Source organism: Clostridium sp. Marseille-P299, from assembly GCF_900078195.1.
Taxonomy (GTDB): Bacteria; Bacillota; Clostridia; order Lachnospirales; family Lachnospiraceae; genus Lachnoclostridium.
In genome coordinates this window covers 269,482-287,875 of record NZ_FJVE01000005.1, presented here as the reverse complement: position 1 = coordinate 287,875, position 18,394 = coordinate 269,482, and the positions used below count along the sequence as shown (strand labels likewise).

Sequence of the window (18,394 nt, the reverse complement as noted above, 5' to 3'; positions counted from 1 at the left end):
GTGTATCCTAACATTAAAAAGATTGTTAGGAGATTGTTATGGATTCTATATGGACAAAGACGGAGACTATTGATGAAAGGCCATCCTTGCACGGGACGATTAACGCAGATGTAGTTGTCGTTGGTGCAGGGATATTTGGAATATTAACGGCTTATTATTTGCAAAAAGCAGGTAAGAAAGTGGTGGTTGTAGAAGGAAATCGAATTGCTAGTGGACAGACAAAAAATACAACAGCAAAAATCACATCACAACATGGCATCATTTATAGTAAATTATTAGATACGATAGGGGAAGAAAGTGCCAAATTCTATGCCATGGCCAATGAACAAGCAATTAAGGACTATGAGACTTTAGTGCAGGAGGAAACTATTAATTGTGACTTTGAAAAAACCCCAGCTTATATTTATACAAACGGTGATACTACGGAATTAAAGCGGGAAGCCAACGTAGCAAAGTCTTTTGGGATAGAAGCAGAATTTTTAGAGACACTTAACATACCCGTTGAAAATAAAGGTGCTGTTTGCTTTCATAACCAAGCACAATTTCACCCAATTAAGTTTATAAAAAAACTAGCTAAGCAGTTAGAAATCTATGAACAATCAAAGGTTAAAAAGGTGGAGGAGCATGCGGTTCTAGGAGATAATTTTAAAGTTGAGGCAAAACAGATTGTTCTAGCGACACATTATCCGTTTTTAAGAACTCCTGGATATTATTTTCTAAGGATGCATCAAGAAAGGACTTATTTACTTTCTTTAGCCAATGCAAACAAAGTAAATGGCATGTACCTTGGCAATGAAGATGGACATACCATGAGAGATTTTGGCCAATATGTTTTATTCGGTGGTGGAAGTCATAGAACTGGTGAGAATAAAGAAGGCGGACGATATCAAAAACTGGAGCAAGAATCAGAGACTTATTTTAAAGGAAGTAAAGTAGTCGCTCAATGGTCAGCTCAAGATTGTATGACTCTAGATGGAATTCCATATATAGGGCATTTTTCTAATGCAAACTCAAATTGGTTTGTTGGAACGGGTTTTGGCAAATGGGGAATGACAAGTTCTATGGTAGGAGCAAAATTAATAACTGATTTAGCAACTGGTAATCATAATCCCTATGATAAACTATTTACACCACAAAGATTCCATGTGACAGCTTCAATGAAAAACTTGTTACATGATGGTATGCAAGCTGTAAAGGGACTTTCAAAAGAATTCTTAAGTTCAGCAAGTGCTGAGTTATCTGCTTTAGCACCAGGACATGGGGGAATCATTTCACATAATGGTGAGAAATATGGTGTATATAGAGATGAAAAAGGGGAGACCCATTTTGTTTCTACAAAATGCCCACACCTAGGATGCGAATTGACGTATAATCCAGATGAAAAGAGCTTTGACTGTCCTTGTCATGGGTCTAGATTTGATTATAAAGGTAATCTAATAGATGAACCTGCAATGACTGGAGTATGGGTGACGATGGATTTAAAAGAGGATGAAAAAGAGAATAAATTAGAGAATGAATCGCAGAATGAGAAAGAGGATGAATAAGAGTGTCACTGTACATTGTATGATTTTTTGTGATACAATTAATGTAATATAAGATTTAAATAGGGTCACTAAAAGATACCAACAAAAAAGCATTTAAGTTTTACTCTATAATCATAAGCATTTAATAGCATTTAACATTAATTCGTTTAGTAAAATATTTAATAACGAATGAAATAGAGATGCAAATATAATCACAAATATAATGAAAAGAAATGAGGGTACAAAAGTGGAACGTATAGAGAAGGTAGAAAAATATTATACTTGTCTAGATCTAATGAAAACTAAGTTTGACAAATATGCAAGAAAAGATAAGCTAAAAGCAAAAAATATTCAGGAATTTACGTTATGGAAAGAAGAGGCAAGGGCAAAATTGCATGAGCTTCTTGGCTTGGAAAAGATGGAAATGCCCGAACTACATTGTGAAACCCTTGAGGTATCAATGATAGAAGAAGGAATTAAGCGAGAAAAGAAGTTATTACAGACAGAACCAGGTGTTTTTATGCCATTTTATGTACTGTATCCAGAGGAAAAGAATCAACGTTATGTAAAGAATGAAAATGGAAATAAACCAGCCTGTATGATAGCGGTACAAGGCCATAGTGGTGGTGGAAAAGAGTCACTTGCAGGAAGAAGAGAAATTCCAGCTATTTCAGATGCAATTGATAAGTTTAACTATGACTATGGCTTGGAACTCGCGAAAGAAGGTTTCATAACGCTCATTCCAGATGTCAGGGGTTTTGGAGAGCGTAGAGAACTTGCTTTTCAAAAGGATGAGGAAAGTGCTTATATCGGTGGTGCATGTTATCAACTAGCACATATGGCAGAGCCTCTTGGGATGACAGTCATTGGGATGCTTACGTGGGATTTGTCTCGATTAATAGATTGGATAGAGCAAAACAATGAATGGGATATGACAGAGTTGGGATGTGTTGGTTTCTCAGGAGGAGGAATGCAAACATTAATGACGGCTGCTCTTGACGATAGAATAAAACAATGCATTATCAGCGGATATATGTACGGATATAAGGACTCACTTTTAGTGCTCAATGGAAACTGTAATTGTAACTATGTACCACATTTGTGGGAACATTTTGATATGGGGGACATCGGGGCATTGCTTGCACCAAGAAAAGTGTGTATACAATCTTGTAAAAATGACCATTTAAATGGGGCAAGAGGCCTTTTAAATGTAAATGAGCAAGTGGATATCATGAGACAAGCTTACCAATTATATTCTGCTGATAATAAATTAACACAGGATATTCGTGAGGGTGGACACTGCTTTCATAAAGAAGTATTTAAAAATTTCTTTTAATATAATACCTATACTACTTATATAGTTCCTTTATTTGTTTTATTGTTACGAAGACGTGCTGGTTACATATAATAAACTAGACGGTTTTTTATTTATATTGAATATTTGTTTTTTAAGCAATTCCATGGGAAGAATCTTTTTATATGAGGAATGTCGTATTGCTATGTATAAAGTGATGAAACATGATTACTAAAATAATGCAAAAGGGCTTCCTTCATGAAACGTTTTCCGCTATAGCGGGGGAATGGGAGGAGAAATGGAATTAAATAAAGAAGTATTGAAGCGTAACATTGAAACGAATTTAAAAACACATTTTTTCTGTAATATAAAAGAGGCTAATGAGCAACAAATTTATCAAGCAGTAGCATATGCATTAAAAGATTTCATTATAGATTGGTGGATTGCAACACAAAAGAAATGCGAGGAATTAGATGTTAAAAGAGTTTACTATCTATCAATGGAATTCTTGATTGGACGTACCCTTGGAAATACATTAATCAATTTAAATGCCAATACAATTGTGAAAGAAGTGCTAGAGGAGCTAGGAATTTGCCTTAATGTAATTGAAGATCAAGAACCCGATGCTGGTCTTGGAAATGGGGGACTTGGAAGATTAGCCGCTTGTTTTCTGGAATCTCTATCTTCTCTTTCCTATCCTGCTTATGGATGTGGAATCCGCTATAAACATGGTATGTTTAAACAAAGGATTGTAGACGGATATCAGGTGGAGATACCAGATGAGTGGCTAAAGGAAGGGAATCCATTTGAATTAAAACGTAGTGATTATTCCCAGATTATAAAATTTGGTGGATATGTACGTGTTAAAAAAGATGAGTTAAACCGAGATTGTTTCGTGCAAGAAAACTTTCAGTCTATTGAAGCTATTCCTTATGATATCCCTGTGGTTGGATATGGGAATCATATGGTAAATACCCTTAGAATCTGGGATGCAAAAGCAATAAATAGCTTAGATTTAAATGCTCTTAATAAAGGTGATTATGCAAAAGCATTGGAACAGGAAAATATAGCTAGTCTTATTTGTGAAGTACTTTATCCAAATGATAGTCATTATGCTGGAAAAGAATTAAGATTAAGACAACAGTATTTTTTCGTTTCAGCAAGTGTGCAAAGTGCGGTAAAACAATATATGAAGTCCCATAAGGATATTAAGAATATTCACGAAAAAGTTTGTTTTCAATTAAACGATACCCATCCAACAGTTGCAATTCCAGAACTTATGCGAATCCTTATGGACGAATATAATATCTCATGGGATGATGCATGGGAAATTGCTACAAAGTCCTGTGCATACACAAACCATACAATTTTGTCTGAAGCTCTTGAAAAATGGCCAATTGAGCTTTTTCAAAAACTCTTACCAAGAGTTTATCAAATTATTGAGGAAATCAATCGACGTTTCATTATTTTTCTAAAAGAAAGATACCCTAGCAACAACCATAAGATTGAAACCATGGCAATACTTTATAATGATCAAGTTAAAATGGCTAATTTAGCAGTAGTAGCATGTTTCTCTATTAACGGAGTTGCAAAACTTCATACAGAAATCTTAAAAAGAGAACAATTAAAAGATTTCTATGAATTATGGCCTGATAAGTTCAATAATAAGACAAATGGAATTACACAGAGAAGGTTTTTACTCCATGGAAATCCGTTGCTTTCAGAATGGATCACGAGTAAAATAGGTGAGGATTGGATTGTAGATTTATCAAAACTTGATGAGCTCTCACCACTAATAGAAGATAAAACTGCGTTAAGAGAATTTGCAGAGATCAAATATAAAAATAAATGCCGTTTAGCAGCGTATATCAAGGAGCATAATGGAATCGAGGTTGATCCTAATTCGCTTTTTGACGTGCAAGTGAAACGCTTACATGAGTATAAACGGCAGTTACTTAATATTCTGCACATCATGCATTTATACAATCAGTTAAAGTCGAATAAAGATTTAGAATTTCACAAAAGAACCTTTATTTTTGGGGCGAAGGCTTCTCCTAGTTATCGTAGGGCGAAAGAAATTATTAAACTTATTAATGCAGTAGCAGAAACAATTAATAATGATGTTTCAATTGAAGGTAAAATAAAAATTGTTTTTATCGAGAATTACTGTGTATCAAATGCAGAGCTTATTTTTGCTGCAGCGGATATCTCTGAGCAAATTTCAACGGCAAGTAAAGAAGCCTCTGGAACTGGTAATATGAAATTTATGTTAAACGGTGCACTAACACTTGGTACCTTAGATGGAGCAAATATAGAGATTGTAGAAGAAGTTGGAGAGAATCATTCGTTTATGTTTGGATTAACATCCGATGAGGTGATTGAATATGAGAATCATGGAGGTTACAATCCAAGAGAAATTTATCAGTCTGATTCTGAAATTAAAAAAGTATTAGATCAATTGATTGATGGTACGTATTCTGCTGGGAATAAAGAATTATTTAAGGAATTGTACCAATCCTTAATTGAAACCAATGGTTATGAGAGTGCAGATCGATACTTTATTTTAAAAGATTTTAGAGCTTATGAAGCTATTCAAAAACAAGTAGAGTTTGTTTATAAAAATAAAGAGAAATGGACAAAATCATCTTTGTTAAATGTTGCAAAATGTGGTAAGTTCTCATCAGATCGTACCATAGAAGAATATGTAAAGGAAATATGGCATCTTGAAAAAGTTACAATTACAATGTAAACATACCTTTGGACCGGTATATAATAAAGAGTCAAAAATATTAATATTAGGCTCCTTCCCTTCTGTAAAATCAAGGGAAGGAGGATTTTATTATCATCATCCCCAAAATCGATTTTGGAAGGTGATTTCTAGCCTTTATGGGGAGGAAACTCCATGTTCTTTAGAAGAGAAAAAAGAGATAATATTAAGAAATCATATTGCAATTTGGGATGTAATTGATCGCTGTGATATTGAAGGATCAAGCGATTCTAGTATAAAAAATGTGGTCCCAGCTGATATTGCAGGATTACTTAAGAAAACCTCCATCCAAAAAATATATGCAAATGGAAATAAAGCTTATGAATTATATCAAAAGTATTGTTTTCCAGTAACAAAACACGATATAATTAAGCTACCATCCACAAGCCCAGCCAATGCGGCTTGGACATTTGAGCGTTTATGTGAGGAATGGAAACAGATAATGGAAGAAGAGGTAGACAAATGACCATATCACTACCATCGAAAGTAAATACTATAATTAATGAACTTATGAAGCATGGTCATGATGCTTATGCGGTAGGCGGTTGTATTCGTGATTCAATCCTTGGAAGAATACCAGAGGATTGGGATATCACAACTTCTGCAAGTCCATATGAAGTTAAAGATATATTTCATCGGACAATTGATACAGGGATACAACATGGTACAGTTACTGTAATGTTTGGAACAGAAGGGTTTGAAGTAACGACCTATCGTATTGATGGAGAGTATGAAGATAACAGGCATCCAAAGCAGGTTGAATTTACAACAAATTTAATAGAAGACTTAAAACGTCGCGATTTTACTATTAATGCAATGGCTTATAATGAAGTGGTTGGATTAGTGGATGCATTTGATGGCTTAAATGACATTAATAATAAAATGATACGTTGTGTAGGCAGTGCGAAAGAACGGTTTGATGAAGATGCACTTCGTATTTTACGTGCTGTTCGCTTTTCCGCACAGCTAAATTTTGAAATTGAGAATGAAACATTAGAGGCGGTGAAAGAAAAAGCCGAAAATCTATGTAACATTAGTGCAGAGCGAATTCGAGAGGAATTAAATAAATTATTACTATCGGATTATCCAGAAAAAATAGTAGTATGCTATGAAACTGGTATAACAAAAATAGTATTAAATGAATTTGATCGTATGGTATTAGAAGGAAGTAATAAAGAGTATTCTTTAATGGAACATTGCATCAAAGCTCTTAAGAATATGAGAAAACTTTCTAGTAACTACGATAAGAAAACCCAGCTAATGTTAATGTGGTCTGTTTTATTAAAAAATGTAGTAATGGGCATATCCGCTGGTGATGAAAAAGCAAAAGAAATCTTAAAAAGGCTTCGATTTGACAATGATACAATTGCAATGGTAACCTGGCTTATTAAGCATCATGGACACCAATATGATTTAACACCAACTGGAATGCGAAAAGCGGTGAACCTTATAGGAATTGATGCAATTGAACTTTTATTTCTTACACAAGAAGCGGATATATTAGCAATGGATTCCAGTGAAATAACGACTAATATGGATGTTCTTCATAAAGCAAGAAAGTTATACGCTGATATCATAGAAAAGAATGAATGTGTAAATTTAAAGATGTTAAGTGTTAATGGGAAAGATTTAATTGATCTTGGATATACTCCTGGGAAAGAACTTGGGGTGCTGTTAGAAAAACTTCTTATAGTCGTATTAGAAAACCCAGAAAAGAACACCAAAGAAGAGTTATTACAAGTCGTTCAATATATAAAACCGTTAAATGAGGCTGTTACGAAATAGCATTTGCTATTTGTAACAGCCTTTTCTAATTCTTTGCTATTGTTTGAAAAAGTACATAAAACAATGCATTTTTTTGCGATTTCTAACATAAGATTAGATGAACTCCCATGGAATAAAGATTGAGAAGGGGAGAGTAAGTTTTCAGTTGGAGGGATGGAATGTGGAGGATAGAAATCAGGAAATCATAAGCAAATATGAATTAGTAATTTACAATACATATCGTACCAGAGGCGCCCTGTTACTGGAGACCAATCAGGGATTAAAACTTATGTGCACTTGTGAGGGTAGCGAAAATCGCTTAGAGTTTGAGGATACCTTGAAAATGTTTCTACTTGCCCAAGGTTATTTTTTTGTAGACAGCTTTGTTAGAAATGAATCAGGCTCTATCATTACAGCAAACGCCTTTGGTGAAAAATTTATAATTAAAGATTGGTTTGATGGCGAAGAATGCAATTTAAAAAAGGACGATAAGATCCGTTTGGCAGCAAGTAACTTGGCAGATTTACATCGCTGCTTAACGGGAGTTTTGGTTGAAGAGGACTGGCGAAAATATAATGTACAACAAAACTTAATGGACATCTTTGAAAAAAGAACAAGAGAATTAAAAAGGGTGAAAACCTATATAAGAGATAGAAAGCAAAAAAATAATTTTGAGGTCACTTATTTAAGTGTTTGTGAAGAATTCTATAAAGATGCACTTAGCGCCACTGAATTGTTAAAGGAGCTATCCTATGATGAGATGCTTAAAGAGGCAATTAATGAAGGTAGCATTTGTCATGGAAACTATACCTATCATAATGTTTTAGTTCTAAATCAGAGTGCAGCAAATGAAGAATTGTGTCATGCAGCAGAACTAAAGGGATGTGAAAGGTTTGTGGCCACGACAAATTATGAAAAGGCAGTGTTTGGCTTACAAGTAACGGATCTGTATCAGTTCATTCGCAAAACAATGGAAAAGAATGATTGGAATATCTCCATAGGAAATCATATTCTAGAAGAATATCAAAAAATTAAACCGTTAACTAAGAAGGAGATGAAGTTACTCTATATCTTATTACTATATCCTGAGAAGTTCTGGAAAATCACAAACTTTTATTATAACAATAAAAAGTCTTGGATTCCTCAGAAGAATGTGCTTAAATTAGTAACACTGCAAGAGCAAATGTCACAAAAATCTAAATTTCTTCAAAAAATAGAGACCTTAATCAGTACTTGCTAAATGCTTCTAGTACTTTATTCTTAAAAAGCTAGAAATACAGAACGTTAGCGTATTCTTAGGTTGATTATGATATAGAATTTTATTATAATGAGCATGTAACTTAACAGAATTTAGTAAAATACCATAACAATGAGGGGTTTATAGAAACGGAAGAGGTATTAATTTGCATAACGTTAACAGAAAGAAAAATTCATCAACAACGATGCTGATACTTATTACATGCTCATTTTTAGCCATTGTAACATTAGCTGTAATCTATGCGGTTGGTGAGAAACCATTAAGTAGTGTTGGTAAAAATGTAGTAGAAGATTTAGTGGATACAATGAATGAAATTACAAGCAGTAGTAATGCGCTAGTTTATAGCGATCATATGCAAGGAGTTATTACAAAGATCGACACCACAGAAAAAAAGGTATCTCTCCTTGATATTTCAAATGGTGTGGAGCATGAGTATCGCTATAGTGGTGGTACATATTTTCTGGATAAATATGATCAAATAATTGCGGCACCTCAATTAACAGAAGGTTTAATTGTTGACGCATATTATATTGAAGATGAAAATAAACTTGCTAAGCTTCAAGTGTCGAAAGATGCATGGGAAAGCATTGGCGTAACAGGAGTTATCATTAATGAAGAAAAAGGAATTTTATCCTACAATGGTCAAAGGTATCCTCTTTTAAAGAATGCGGTGGTATTAGATAAATCACAACCGATTTCATTATCAAATATTTTAACCATGGATTATGTGACCCTTCGAGGAACCAAGGACAATGTTTGTGTCATTAGTTTAACCAAAGGGCATGGATATTTAGAACTTGCAGGGGAAGAGAAATACATTGGTGGTATTCTTTATATTGGCACTGAGGTTATTACACAAATAGAAGAAAATATGAGAATCCCTGTAAGGGAAGGGAATTATTCCATTACAGTGGTGAATGGAGATTTATCTGGTACAAAAGAATTAACCATTGAGAAAAATAAAACAACGTTATTTGATGTTTCAGAGTATGGAGAGTCTGATACTGAAAAGGGACTCGTACATTTTAAGATAAATCCAAAAGATGCAATTCTTTACATAGATGGTGTTAAAAAAGACCACTCACAGCCGATTGAACTTAGCTATGGAGAGCATATGTTAGAAGTCTCTTTAGGGGGATATGTCACGTATAATGGAACCATTGTTGTGAATAGTGCTGATCGAATATTCAACATCAATTTACCAGATAATACAAATGGAAACACAGAGAATAATTCGGATAATGACTCAAACATTGACTCTAATAACGGAAGCAATACAGATAATAACAATACGGGTTCAGGTTTGGGGAATGATTCAAATAGTGATTCCAATAATGATTTGGATGATGATGCAACGGATGAATCGAATGATTTGAATGGTTCTGATCTAGATTCGGATGATAATGATACTGAAGATGGTGAGGACCTTGAGGATAATGATGCCGAAGAGGATAATAGTAATCAAGATAATAGTGACTCTGAGGAAGAAAATGAAGATGAGGAACCTACCATAGGTGGTGTAGATGAATCTAAAACTCTTACAATTTCTTGCACGGAAGGAACTCTTGTATATATCGATGGAAGTTATATTGGTAAGATTAAGAATGGGAAATTAGTTACTAAGAAGTATACTGGATATCATACCATTAAATTAGTATTAGATGGTTATAGCAATAAGACCTATAACATAGATTTAGAGGATGATGGCGAGAATGCAGTACTTAAATTCCCAGCATTTAGCTAAGATTTTATAAGAATATAAATTAATATATAGCGTGTTTTTTAGGTAAGTAGATGTAAAATCTAATACTTAAAAAAGCACGCTATTTGTATGCAATTCTTGTATATTTGAAATATTATTCAGTTTCTTGCTTTTTGAGTGCAATACCGATAAAATATACATAGAATAAATAGGTTGATAATAGACTTTCATTTAAAAATTGAACGATGAAAGTCAACATGGAGTATCGTGTGAAAATTAAAAATCAATTTTCACACACAAGTTTGTGCTTGCGCACCACAAACTTGTTATGGACAAAGAACGTGGGCAGGAATGGGGATTAAAATGGAAGACATTGTGATTGAAGAACTTAGTGCGAGGGCATATAAGATTGTACTCTCGGGAGGGATTATGTTTATTGCCTCAATGATATTATGGGGGTTTGGAAGATATGAACACAGTAGGTTATTCAAAGCAATAGGAGTCTTAGGTATTGTATTTTTTGGTATAAGTACAGCAGTTGCACTGTATAGAGCAAGTAAAAATAAACCCTTGCTGACCATTACAACAGATGGAATTATTGATACGTCCTGTGCTAGCGGAGTAGGATATATTGGATATGATGAAATTGAGTCCGTTGAAATAGTTAATATTTTTGGACAACATGTCATAGGGGTAACACCGAAGAATGTCAACGAATTTATGAATCGATTACCAAAGAGTAAGCAAAGAGCTGCGAAAATGAATATTAAAATGAACTATCCACCAATTTCAATTCGTGTGGACACAGCAAAAGATATGTCCATTGAAGATATTTATACTATGCTATTAAAAAGATTAAAGGATTACAAAAGTTTATTTAACTAATCAAAGACAGAGAGGAAATATGTGCGATGAAGTATGTATTTATGGATTTAGATGGAACAATAACAAACCCGAAAGAGGGGATTACAAAGTCTATTCAGTATTCCCTAGATTTTTTGGGAATAAAGGTAGATAACCTTGATACCCTTACAATTCATATCGGACCGCCTTTGGTTGATACATTTAAGGAGTACTATGGGTTTGATGAAGAAAAGACAAAGGAAGCAGTGAAAAAGTATAAAGAAAGATACATAGAAGTTGGCTGGTGCGAAAATATAGTCTATGAAGGAATGGAAGATACTCTGAAATCTTTAACAGAGGCTGGGAAAAAATTAATTGTTGCAACTTCCAAGCCAGAGAGTATGGCAAAGAAAATATTAGATCACTATAATTTGTCTCAATACTTTACTGATATATGTGGTTCGGCTGACAATGGGGATAGGGCTAAGAAGCATGAGGTAATTCAGTATGCAATGGATAAGAATGCTATTACAGACAGAGATGAAATCATAATGGTTGGTGATCGCAGTTATGACATTCTTGGAGCAAAAAAGCTTGGGATAAAATCTATTGGTGTATTATATGGCTTTGGCAATTTAAAAGAATTCGAAGATGCGGGAGCTAACTATATTGCAAAAACAGTTTCTGAAATGAGAGATATTTGTTTCGCATTGTAAGAAAACTTATAAAATCTTAATATAAATCTAAGATATCTTTACTTGTAATTATCTTTTAAAGTGGATAATATTTAGGTGATACCAAGAAAAAATTGGTTTTATAGGAATCTAATAGATACCAGAAAGAGGGATAGGATGAGAGATAATATACCTGTGAAACATGTAGTCAGAACAGTTGTAGTTGTCGCAGTGATAGTAGCTTTATTAGTGATTTTCGGTAATTCAATGTATACTATTAATGAGCAAGAACAAGCAGTTGTTACGACCTTTGGTAAGGCAAGTACAGTAAATGAACCGGGCCTGCATTTTAAGATACCTTTTATTCAAGAGGTGACAAAAGTAGATACAACAATTAAAGGATTTGCAATTGGATATGATGAAAAGACGGGAGAGACAATTTCAGAAGAGTCACTTATGATTACTTCCGATTATAATTTCGTTAATGTAGATTTTTATGTGGAATATAAAGTAATTGATCCCGTTAAAGCATTGTACGCTTCCGATCAACCAGTGGAAATATTAAAAAACTTAGCTCAAAGTTGCATACGTGCCGAGGTGGGAAGTTATGATGTAGATAGTGTAATTACCACAGGAAAGAATGAGATTCAGAATGCAATCCGTGAAAAGATTGTAAAAGAATTAGAAAAACAAGATATTGGTGTGCAATTAATAAATTTAACAATACAAGATGCTGAGCCTCCAACAGAAGAGGTTATGGAAGCATTTAAAGCAGTTGAAACAGCGAAACAGGGGAAAGAAACAGCCATTAATAATGCAAATAAATATCGTAATGAAGAATTACCAGCATCCGAAGCTTCCATTGACCAAATATTAAAAGAAGCGGAAGCAACAAAAGAAGCAAGAATTAATGAAGCAGAAGGACAGGTAGCTCGTTTTAATGCAATGTATGCGGAATATATTAAGTTCCCACTCATAACAAAGCAAAGAATGTTTTATGAGGCGATGGAGGATATTCTTCCTGATCTTAAAGTTATTATAGATAACACAGAAACTGGAACGCAAACAATATTGCCATTGGATTCTTTTGTGCAGGAGGGAGAATAGTTTATGGGTGAAGTTGAACGTATCAAACAAAAAAGAGTAGCGCCCAAAGTGATACTTCTAATTGCGGTAATTGCAGCATTGTGGGTGCTTGGCATGTCCGTAGTAGTAACTAAGGAAGATGAATACACATTAATAAAACAATTTGGACGAGTGGAAAAGGTAGTAAAAGAAGCAGGATTAAGTTTTAAAGCTCCGTTTGTTGAAACAACAACTACCTTACCAAAAAAGACCTTGCTATTTGATCTTGCTACATCCGATGTTATAACAAAGGATAAAAAAACAATGGTTGCGGATAGCTATGTGTTGTGGGAAATTACAGATCCAGTAAAATTCGTTCAAACTTTAAACTCTCAGATGGCGAATGCAGAGAGTAGAATTAATACGATAGTTTATAATTCACTTAAGAATGTAATTAGTAGCATGACCCAAGCAGAAGTAATCTCTGGTAGAGATGGTGAGCTTTCTGATGCTATTATGGATAACATAGGAACAACGATGGATCAGTATGGAATTCATTTAATTAGTGTAGAAACAAAACACCTCGATTTACCAACGGATAATAAGACCGCTGTTTATGAACGAATGATTTCAGAAAGAAATAACATAGCAGCATCTTATACCGCAGAAGGTGAATCTGAAGCCAAGAAAATAAGAACTACAACAGATAATGAAATAGCAATTAGTGTTTCTAAAGCAAAGGCGGAAGCGGAAAAAATAATTGCAGAAGGAGAAGCAGAATATATGAAGATACTTTCTAGTGCATACTCGGATGTTTCAAGAAGTGACTTCTATTCATTTGTTCGTTCTTTAGATGCTGCGAAACTTTCTTTAACAGGCTCTAATAAAACATTGATACTATCTTCTGATTCGCCAATTGCTCAAATTTTTAATAACATTAAGTAATGGTTTGAATGTATCTGTAAAATAAACCAATAATGTATATAACTATAAATTAGTCAGGGGGTCTTATTGTGAAGAAAAGTAAAGCACTGTTTGGATTTGTTATAACCTTAAGTTTACTTACGCTTATCGGATGTAAACAAAATGATGACGGTAAGAATACAGTATCTGAAGATAACATTTCAGTTACTGCAGGGGTGAGTCCTACTGTTACGGTGAAACCTACGGATACGGAAGAGAAAGTAGATGAAGTTGATTTATTAGAGTTATCGAAAGAATACGCAAATCAATTTGTAAAACTTGATTTCAAAAAAGTAGTAGAAAATTCTACAGAGGAAATAAAGAAGCAAGTTTCAGAAGAATACCTAAAATCGGTATGGCAATCAACTGTAGAGGCACTTGGTGAGTTTATTGATATTAAATCACAGGACATGGAAACAGAAGGTGACACTACCGTCGTTAAAACTGTAATGGAGTTTGAAGAAAATGGTCTTTTACTTACACTTAGTTATGACAAGGAACAACAAGTGAAAGGAATCTGGTTTTCTTATCAGGCCTTAGAGGAAGAGGTCCAAAGTGAAAAGTTTACTGAATATGATATATCAGTGGGGCACGGAGATTTACTCTTGGATGGTAAATTAACACTTCCTAATGGAGTTTCAAAACCACCTGTAGTTATCCTTGTCCAAGGCTCTGGTTCAACAGATTTAGATGAAACCATAGGAGCAGTTAGCAATAAACCATTTCGTGATATTGCCCATGGACTTGCAGAACGAGGAATAGCTTCTATTCGTTATAATAAACGTTTTTATCAATACGCAGATAAGGCAACGGATCGTTTTACAATCTATGATGAAGTACTTGACGATGTTTCCTATGCAATCGATTTAGCGGCAACAGATGAAAGAGTGGATGGTAGCAAAATATATGTAATTGGGCATAGTCTTGGTGGCATGTTAGCGCCTAAGATAGCAACAGATAATCCTGAGGTAGCAGGAATAGTCTCTCTTGCAGGAAGTCCAAGACATTTAGAAGATATTATTCTTGACCAGGTTACAGATGCGTTGGAACTTCAGACAAATCTTACGGAAGAAGATAAAGCATATACCCTAAGCCAATACAACGAAATGATTCAGTCAATTAAAAACATAGACAATGAAAATCTAGGAGATGCAATTCTTGGCGCTACGGGTTATTATTGGAAGAGTCTTAATGAAATAGATACGAAGAGTTTAGTAAAAGAATTAAAGATTCCAATGCTATTCTTACAAGGTTCTGAAGATTTTCAAGTTTATGCAGATGTGGATTTTGAGGAATGGAAAACCATATTGGAAGGCAATGAGAATGCAAGTTTTGTTCTATATGAAGGTTTAAATCATTTATTTATGCAATCCAATGGGTTATCTGATACGAAGGAATACGACATCAAAGGGAATGTAGATTCTAAGGTGATTGAAGATATTGCAGAGTGGATATCCATTCGAGAGTAAAGATGAGAATATAGTTTTTATGAAATATTGTTACAAAATTAAAGGATATAAAAATTAAAAGAATCTGGATAGGAAGTTGGCCAAAGCCAACGACTTATCCAGATTTTTTAATTTAATGGCATTACTTTTTATAAGTAAAGCTTTAAAATTATTGTTTAATTTAATATTAAACTGATTTATTACGATAGTTCAGAACAATGTTTTTTAATGCAATGTTGGGCATAATAATAGCAATTTATTGAATCATATTTATTAAGTATGAACATCTTAGATATTGAAGTTTCATTTTTATAACAAAAATTTGAAATTCCTACTTGAAAAATATTATTATAGGTGTTATATTAGTTATATAACAAGAAAATAATTTTGATGGATTAAAAAATGAAATCAAGTAATTAATATAAAAATAGGAAAGAGGGATAGCTATGAACATTAACAAGTTTACACAAAAGTCAATGCAAGCAGTTCAAGATTGTGAAAAAATTGCATATGATTACGGTCACCAACAAATTGATCAAGAGCATTTCTTATATTCTCTTTTCAGTGATTCAGAAGGCTTAATTCCTAAGCTATTCATGAAAATGGAAATAGATCCAGCAGTGTTTAAAGCACAACTAGAAGGATTATTAAAGAAACGACCAAAAGTATCCGGTGGCCAAGTATATATAAGTAATGATTTAAATAAAGTACTTATTTATGCAGAGAATGAAGCTAGCCAAATGGGGGATGAATATGTTTCTGTGGAACACCTTTTTCTAAGCACATTAAAGTATCCAAATAAGGAAATTTCAAATCTCTTTAAAGAGTTTCGAATTACAAGAGAACGTTTTCTTACAGCATTAGCGACAGTGCGTGGAAATCAAAAGGTAACAAGTGATAATCCAGAGGCAACATACGACACTCTTCAAAAATACGGATATGATTTAGTAGAGAGAGCTAGAAATCAAAAACTAGATCCAGTAATCGGTAGAGATTCTGAAATCCGTAATGTAATTCGTATCTTATCAAGAAAGACGAAAAACAACCCAGTTTTAATTGGTGAACCTGGTGTTGGTAAAACAGCTGTTGTTGAAGGATTAGCTCAACGTATCGTTCGTGGTGATGTACCAGAAGGTTTGAAAGATAAACGTCTATTTGCACTTGATATGGGCTCTTTGGTGGCTGGTGCAAAGTATCGTGGTGAGTTTGAAGAACGTTTAAAGGCAGTGCTTGAAGATGTAAAAAATAGTGAAGGACAAATTATCTTGTTTATCGATGAGCTTCATACCATCGTTGGAGCAGGTAAGACAGAAGGTGCTATGGATGCAGGCAATATGCTTAAACCAATGCTAGCACGTGGTGAACTTCACTGTATTGGTGCTACAACTTTAAATGAGTATCGTTTATATATAGAAAAAGACGCTGCTCTAGAGAGACGTTTCCAACCAGTTATGGTAGATGAGCCAACTGTGGAAGATACCATTTCAATCTTAAGAGGTTTAAAAGAGCGTTATGAAGTATTCCATGGAGTTAAGATTACAGATGGAGCTTTAGTTTCAGCAGCTACCCTATCCAATCGCTATATCTCTGATCGTTTCTTACCAGATAAAGCGATAGACTTAGTGGATGAAGCATGTGCTTTAATTAAAACAGAGCTTGATTCTATGCCTACAGAACTTGATGATGTGCAACGTAGAATCATGCAAATGGAGATAGAAGAAGCAGCCCTTAAAAAAGAAGAAGACCGTTTAAGTAGAGAGCGTTTGGAAGACTTACAAAAACAATTAGCAGAACTTCGTGAAGAATTTGCTGTGAAAAAGGCAAAATGGGACAATGAGAAAGCTTCCGTTGAGAAAGTTCAAAGACTCCGTGAAGAATTAGAGGCAGTGAATAATGAAATTCAAGTTGCAGAACGTGAATACAACTTAAACCGTGCTGCTGAATTAAAATATGGTAAATTACCTGAAATTAAGAAACAATTAGAACAAGAGGAAGAGCGAGTTAAGAATGAAGAACACACCATTGTCCATGAAAATGTAAGTGAAGAAGAAATCGCAAAAATCGTTTCTAGATGGACAGGAATTCCAATATCTAAGTTAACAGAAAGTGAGCGTAATAAGACACTACACTTAGATGAGGAACTTCATAAACGTGTTATTGGACAAGAGGATGGCGTTAGTAAGGTATCCGATGCAATCCTACGTTCTAAAGCTGGTATTAAAGATCCAACAAAACCAATTGGTTCATTCTTATTCCTTGGACCTACTGGTGTAGGTAAAACTGAGTTAGCCAAAGCATTAGCGGCAGCTTTGTTTGATAACGAGCAAAATATGGTTCGTATCGATATGAGTGAATATATGGAGAAATATTCGGTAAGTAGATTACTTGGAGCGCCTCCAGGATATGTAGGATACGAAGAAGGCGGCCAATTGACCGAAGCAGTACGTAGAAAACCTTATTCGGTAATTCTCTTCGATGAGATAGAAAAGGCGCATCCTGATGTCTTTAACGTGCTTTTACAGGTACTTGACGATGGACGTATTACCGATTCACAAGGACGTACCGTTGATTTTAAAAACACAATTCTGATTATGACTTCTAATATAGGGTCTTCTTATTTATTAGATGGAATCAATCCAGATGGTGAAATCAGCAGTACAGCCCAGGCCGAAGTAATGAATGACTTACGTGGACATTTTAGACCTGAATTTCTAAATCGTTTGGACGAAATCATACTATTTAAGCCATTAACAAAACAAAATGTAGGAAGTATTATGGACTTATTAGTAAATGATTTAAATAAGAGATTGGAAGATAGAGAGATTAAAATAGAATTAACCGATGCAGCAAAAGATTTAATTATTGATCAGGCATATGATCCAATCTATGGTGCAAGACCATTAAAACGTTATCTACAAAAGAATGTTGAAACTTTAAGTGCTAGACTAATTTTAAGTGATCAGGTAAAACAAATGGATACGATAGTAGTTGATAATGAAAATGGTAAATTAGTTGCAAAGGTTAAGAATGCATAATATAAAAGTGGTAAATTAGTCGTAAAGTTTACATTGAATAATAAAAGTATCAAACAAA

At 34.1% G+C, this 18,394-nt stretch carries 13 protein-coding genes; all 13 read left to right on the top strand.

Features of this window, described 5'->3' with window-relative positions:
* The first annotated feature begins 38 nt into the window (after nucleotides 1-38).
* The 13 genes from BN4220_RS03135 (at nucleotide 39) to clpB (ending at nucleotide 18,336) form a co-directional block, all read left to right on the top strand.
* Complete coding sequence (locus BN4220_RS03135) at nucleotides 39-1,544, top strand: FAD-dependent oxidoreductase (RefSeq protein WP_066713477.1); 1,506 nt, start codon at nucleotides 39-41, stop codon at nucleotides 1,542-1,544.
* Nucleotides 1,545-1,770: 226 nt separating this feature from the next.
* On the top strand, nucleotides 1,771-2,859 hold the full coding sequence (locus BN4220_RS03130) for a dienelactone hydrolase family protein (protein WP_242867730.1): 1,089 nt from the start codon (nucleotides 1,771-1,773) through the stop codon (nucleotides 2,857-2,859).
* A 256-nt stretch (nucleotides 2,860-3,115) separates the two neighbouring features.
* On the top strand, nucleotides 3,116-5,566 hold the full coding sequence (locus tag BN4220_RS03125; RefSeq protein ID WP_242867729.1) for a glycogen/starch/alpha-glucan phosphorylase: 2,451 nt from the start codon (nucleotides 3,116-3,118) through the stop codon (nucleotides 5,564-5,566).
* Nucleotides 5,541-6,050, top strand: a complete 510-nt coding sequence (locus tag BN4220_RS03120) for a DNA-deoxyinosine glycosylase (RefSeq protein ID WP_066713472.1) — start codon at nucleotides 5,541-5,543, stop codon at nucleotides 6,048-6,050. Before BN4220_RS03125 ends, BN4220_RS03120 begins: the two co-directional genes overlap by 26 nt.
* On the top strand, nucleotides 6,047-7,369 hold the full coding sequence (locus tag BN4220_RS03115; RefSeq protein ID WP_066713469.1) for a CCA tRNA nucleotidyltransferase: 1,323 nt from the start codon (nucleotides 6,047-6,049) through the stop codon (nucleotides 7,367-7,369). The genes BN4220_RS03120 and BN4220_RS03115 overlap by 4 nt, the downstream gene beginning before the upstream one ends.
* Nucleotides 7,370-7,529: 160 nt before the next feature.
* Entirely contained in the window at nucleotides 7,530-8,588 is a 1,059-nt protein-coding gene (locus tag BN4220_RS03110) for a hypothetical protein (protein WP_066713466.1), read from the top strand.
* A gap of 163 nt (nucleotides 8,589-8,751) precedes the next feature.
* The gene (locus tag BN4220_RS03105; RefSeq protein ID WP_066713463.1) at nucleotides 8,752-10,350 is read left to right on the top strand and encodes a PEGA domain-containing protein; all 1,599 of its coding nucleotides are present in this window, start codon (nucleotides 8,752-8,754) and stop codon (nucleotides 10,348-10,350) included.
* 321 nt (nucleotides 10,351-10,671) lie between these two features.
* Complete coding sequence (locus BN4220_RS03100) at nucleotides 10,672-11,193, top strand: STM3941 family protein (RefSeq protein WP_066713460.1); 522 nt, start codon at nucleotides 10,672-10,674, stop codon at nucleotides 11,191-11,193.
* A 26-nt stretch (nucleotides 11,194-11,219) separates the two neighbouring features.
* A complete protein-coding gene (locus BN4220_RS03095) occupies nucleotides 11,220-11,867 on the top strand; it encodes an HAD family hydrolase (protein ID WP_066713458.1) in 648 nt (215 codons plus the stop codon).
* A gap of 135 nt (nucleotides 11,868-12,002) precedes the next feature.
* Nucleotides 12,003-12,932, top strand: a complete 930-nt coding sequence (gene hflK, locus BN4220_RS03090) for an FtsH protease activity modulator HflK (RefSeq protein ID WP_066713456.1) — start codon at nucleotides 12,003-12,005, stop codon at nucleotides 12,930-12,932.
* Nucleotides 12,933-12,935: 3 nt separating this feature from the next.
* Nucleotides 12,936-13,835 (top strand): protease modulator HflC, encoded by a 900-nt coding sequence (locus BN4220_RS03085; RefSeq protein WP_066713454.1) that lies wholly within the window; start codon nucleotides 12,936-12,938, stop codon nucleotides 13,833-13,835.
* Between the two features lie 68 nt (nucleotides 13,836-13,903).
* Entirely contained in the window at nucleotides 13,904-15,322 is a 1,419-nt protein-coding gene (locus BN4220_RS03080) for an alpha/beta hydrolase (RefSeq protein WP_066713452.1), read from the top strand.
* A gap of 425 nt (nucleotides 15,323-15,747) precedes the next feature.
* The gene (gene clpB, locus BN4220_RS03075) at nucleotides 15,748-18,336 is read left to right on the top strand and encodes an ATP-dependent chaperone ClpB (protein ID WP_066713450.1); all 2,589 of its coding nucleotides are present in this window, start codon (nucleotides 15,748-15,750) and stop codon (nucleotides 18,334-18,336) included.
* The last annotated feature ends 58 nt before the right edge of the window (nucleotides 18,337-18,394 follow it).

Coding starts and splice junctions, on each gene's coding strand:
- BN4220_RS03135 (WP_066713477.1), top strand. CDS start 39: ATGGATTCTATATGGACAAAGACGGAGACTATTGATGAAAGGCCATCC.
- BN4220_RS03125 (WP_242867729.1), top strand. CDS start 3,116: ATGGAATTAAATAAAGAAGTATTGAAGCGTAACATTGAAACGAATTTA.
- BN4220_RS03115 (WP_066713469.1), top strand. CDS start 6,047: ATGACCATATCACTACCATCGAAAGTAAATACTATAATTAATGAACTT.
- BN4220_RS03100 (WP_066713460.1), top strand. CDS start 10,672: ATGGAAGACATTGTGATTGAAGAACTTAGTGCGAGGGCATATAAGATT.
- BN4220_RS03095 (WP_066713458.1), top strand. CDS start 11,220: ATGAAGTATGTATTTATGGATTTAGATGGAACAATAACAAACCCGAAA.
- hflK (WP_066713456.1), top strand. CDS start 12,003: ATGAGAGATAATATACCTGTGAAACATGTAGTCAGAACAGTTGTAGTT.
- BN4220_RS03085 (WP_066713454.1), top strand. CDS start 12,936: ATGGGTGAAGTTGAACGTATCAAACAAAAAAGAGTAGCGCCCAAAGTG.
- clpB (WP_066713450.1), top strand. CDS start 15,748: ATGAACATTAACAAGTTTACACAAAAGTCAATGCAAGCAGTTCAAGAT.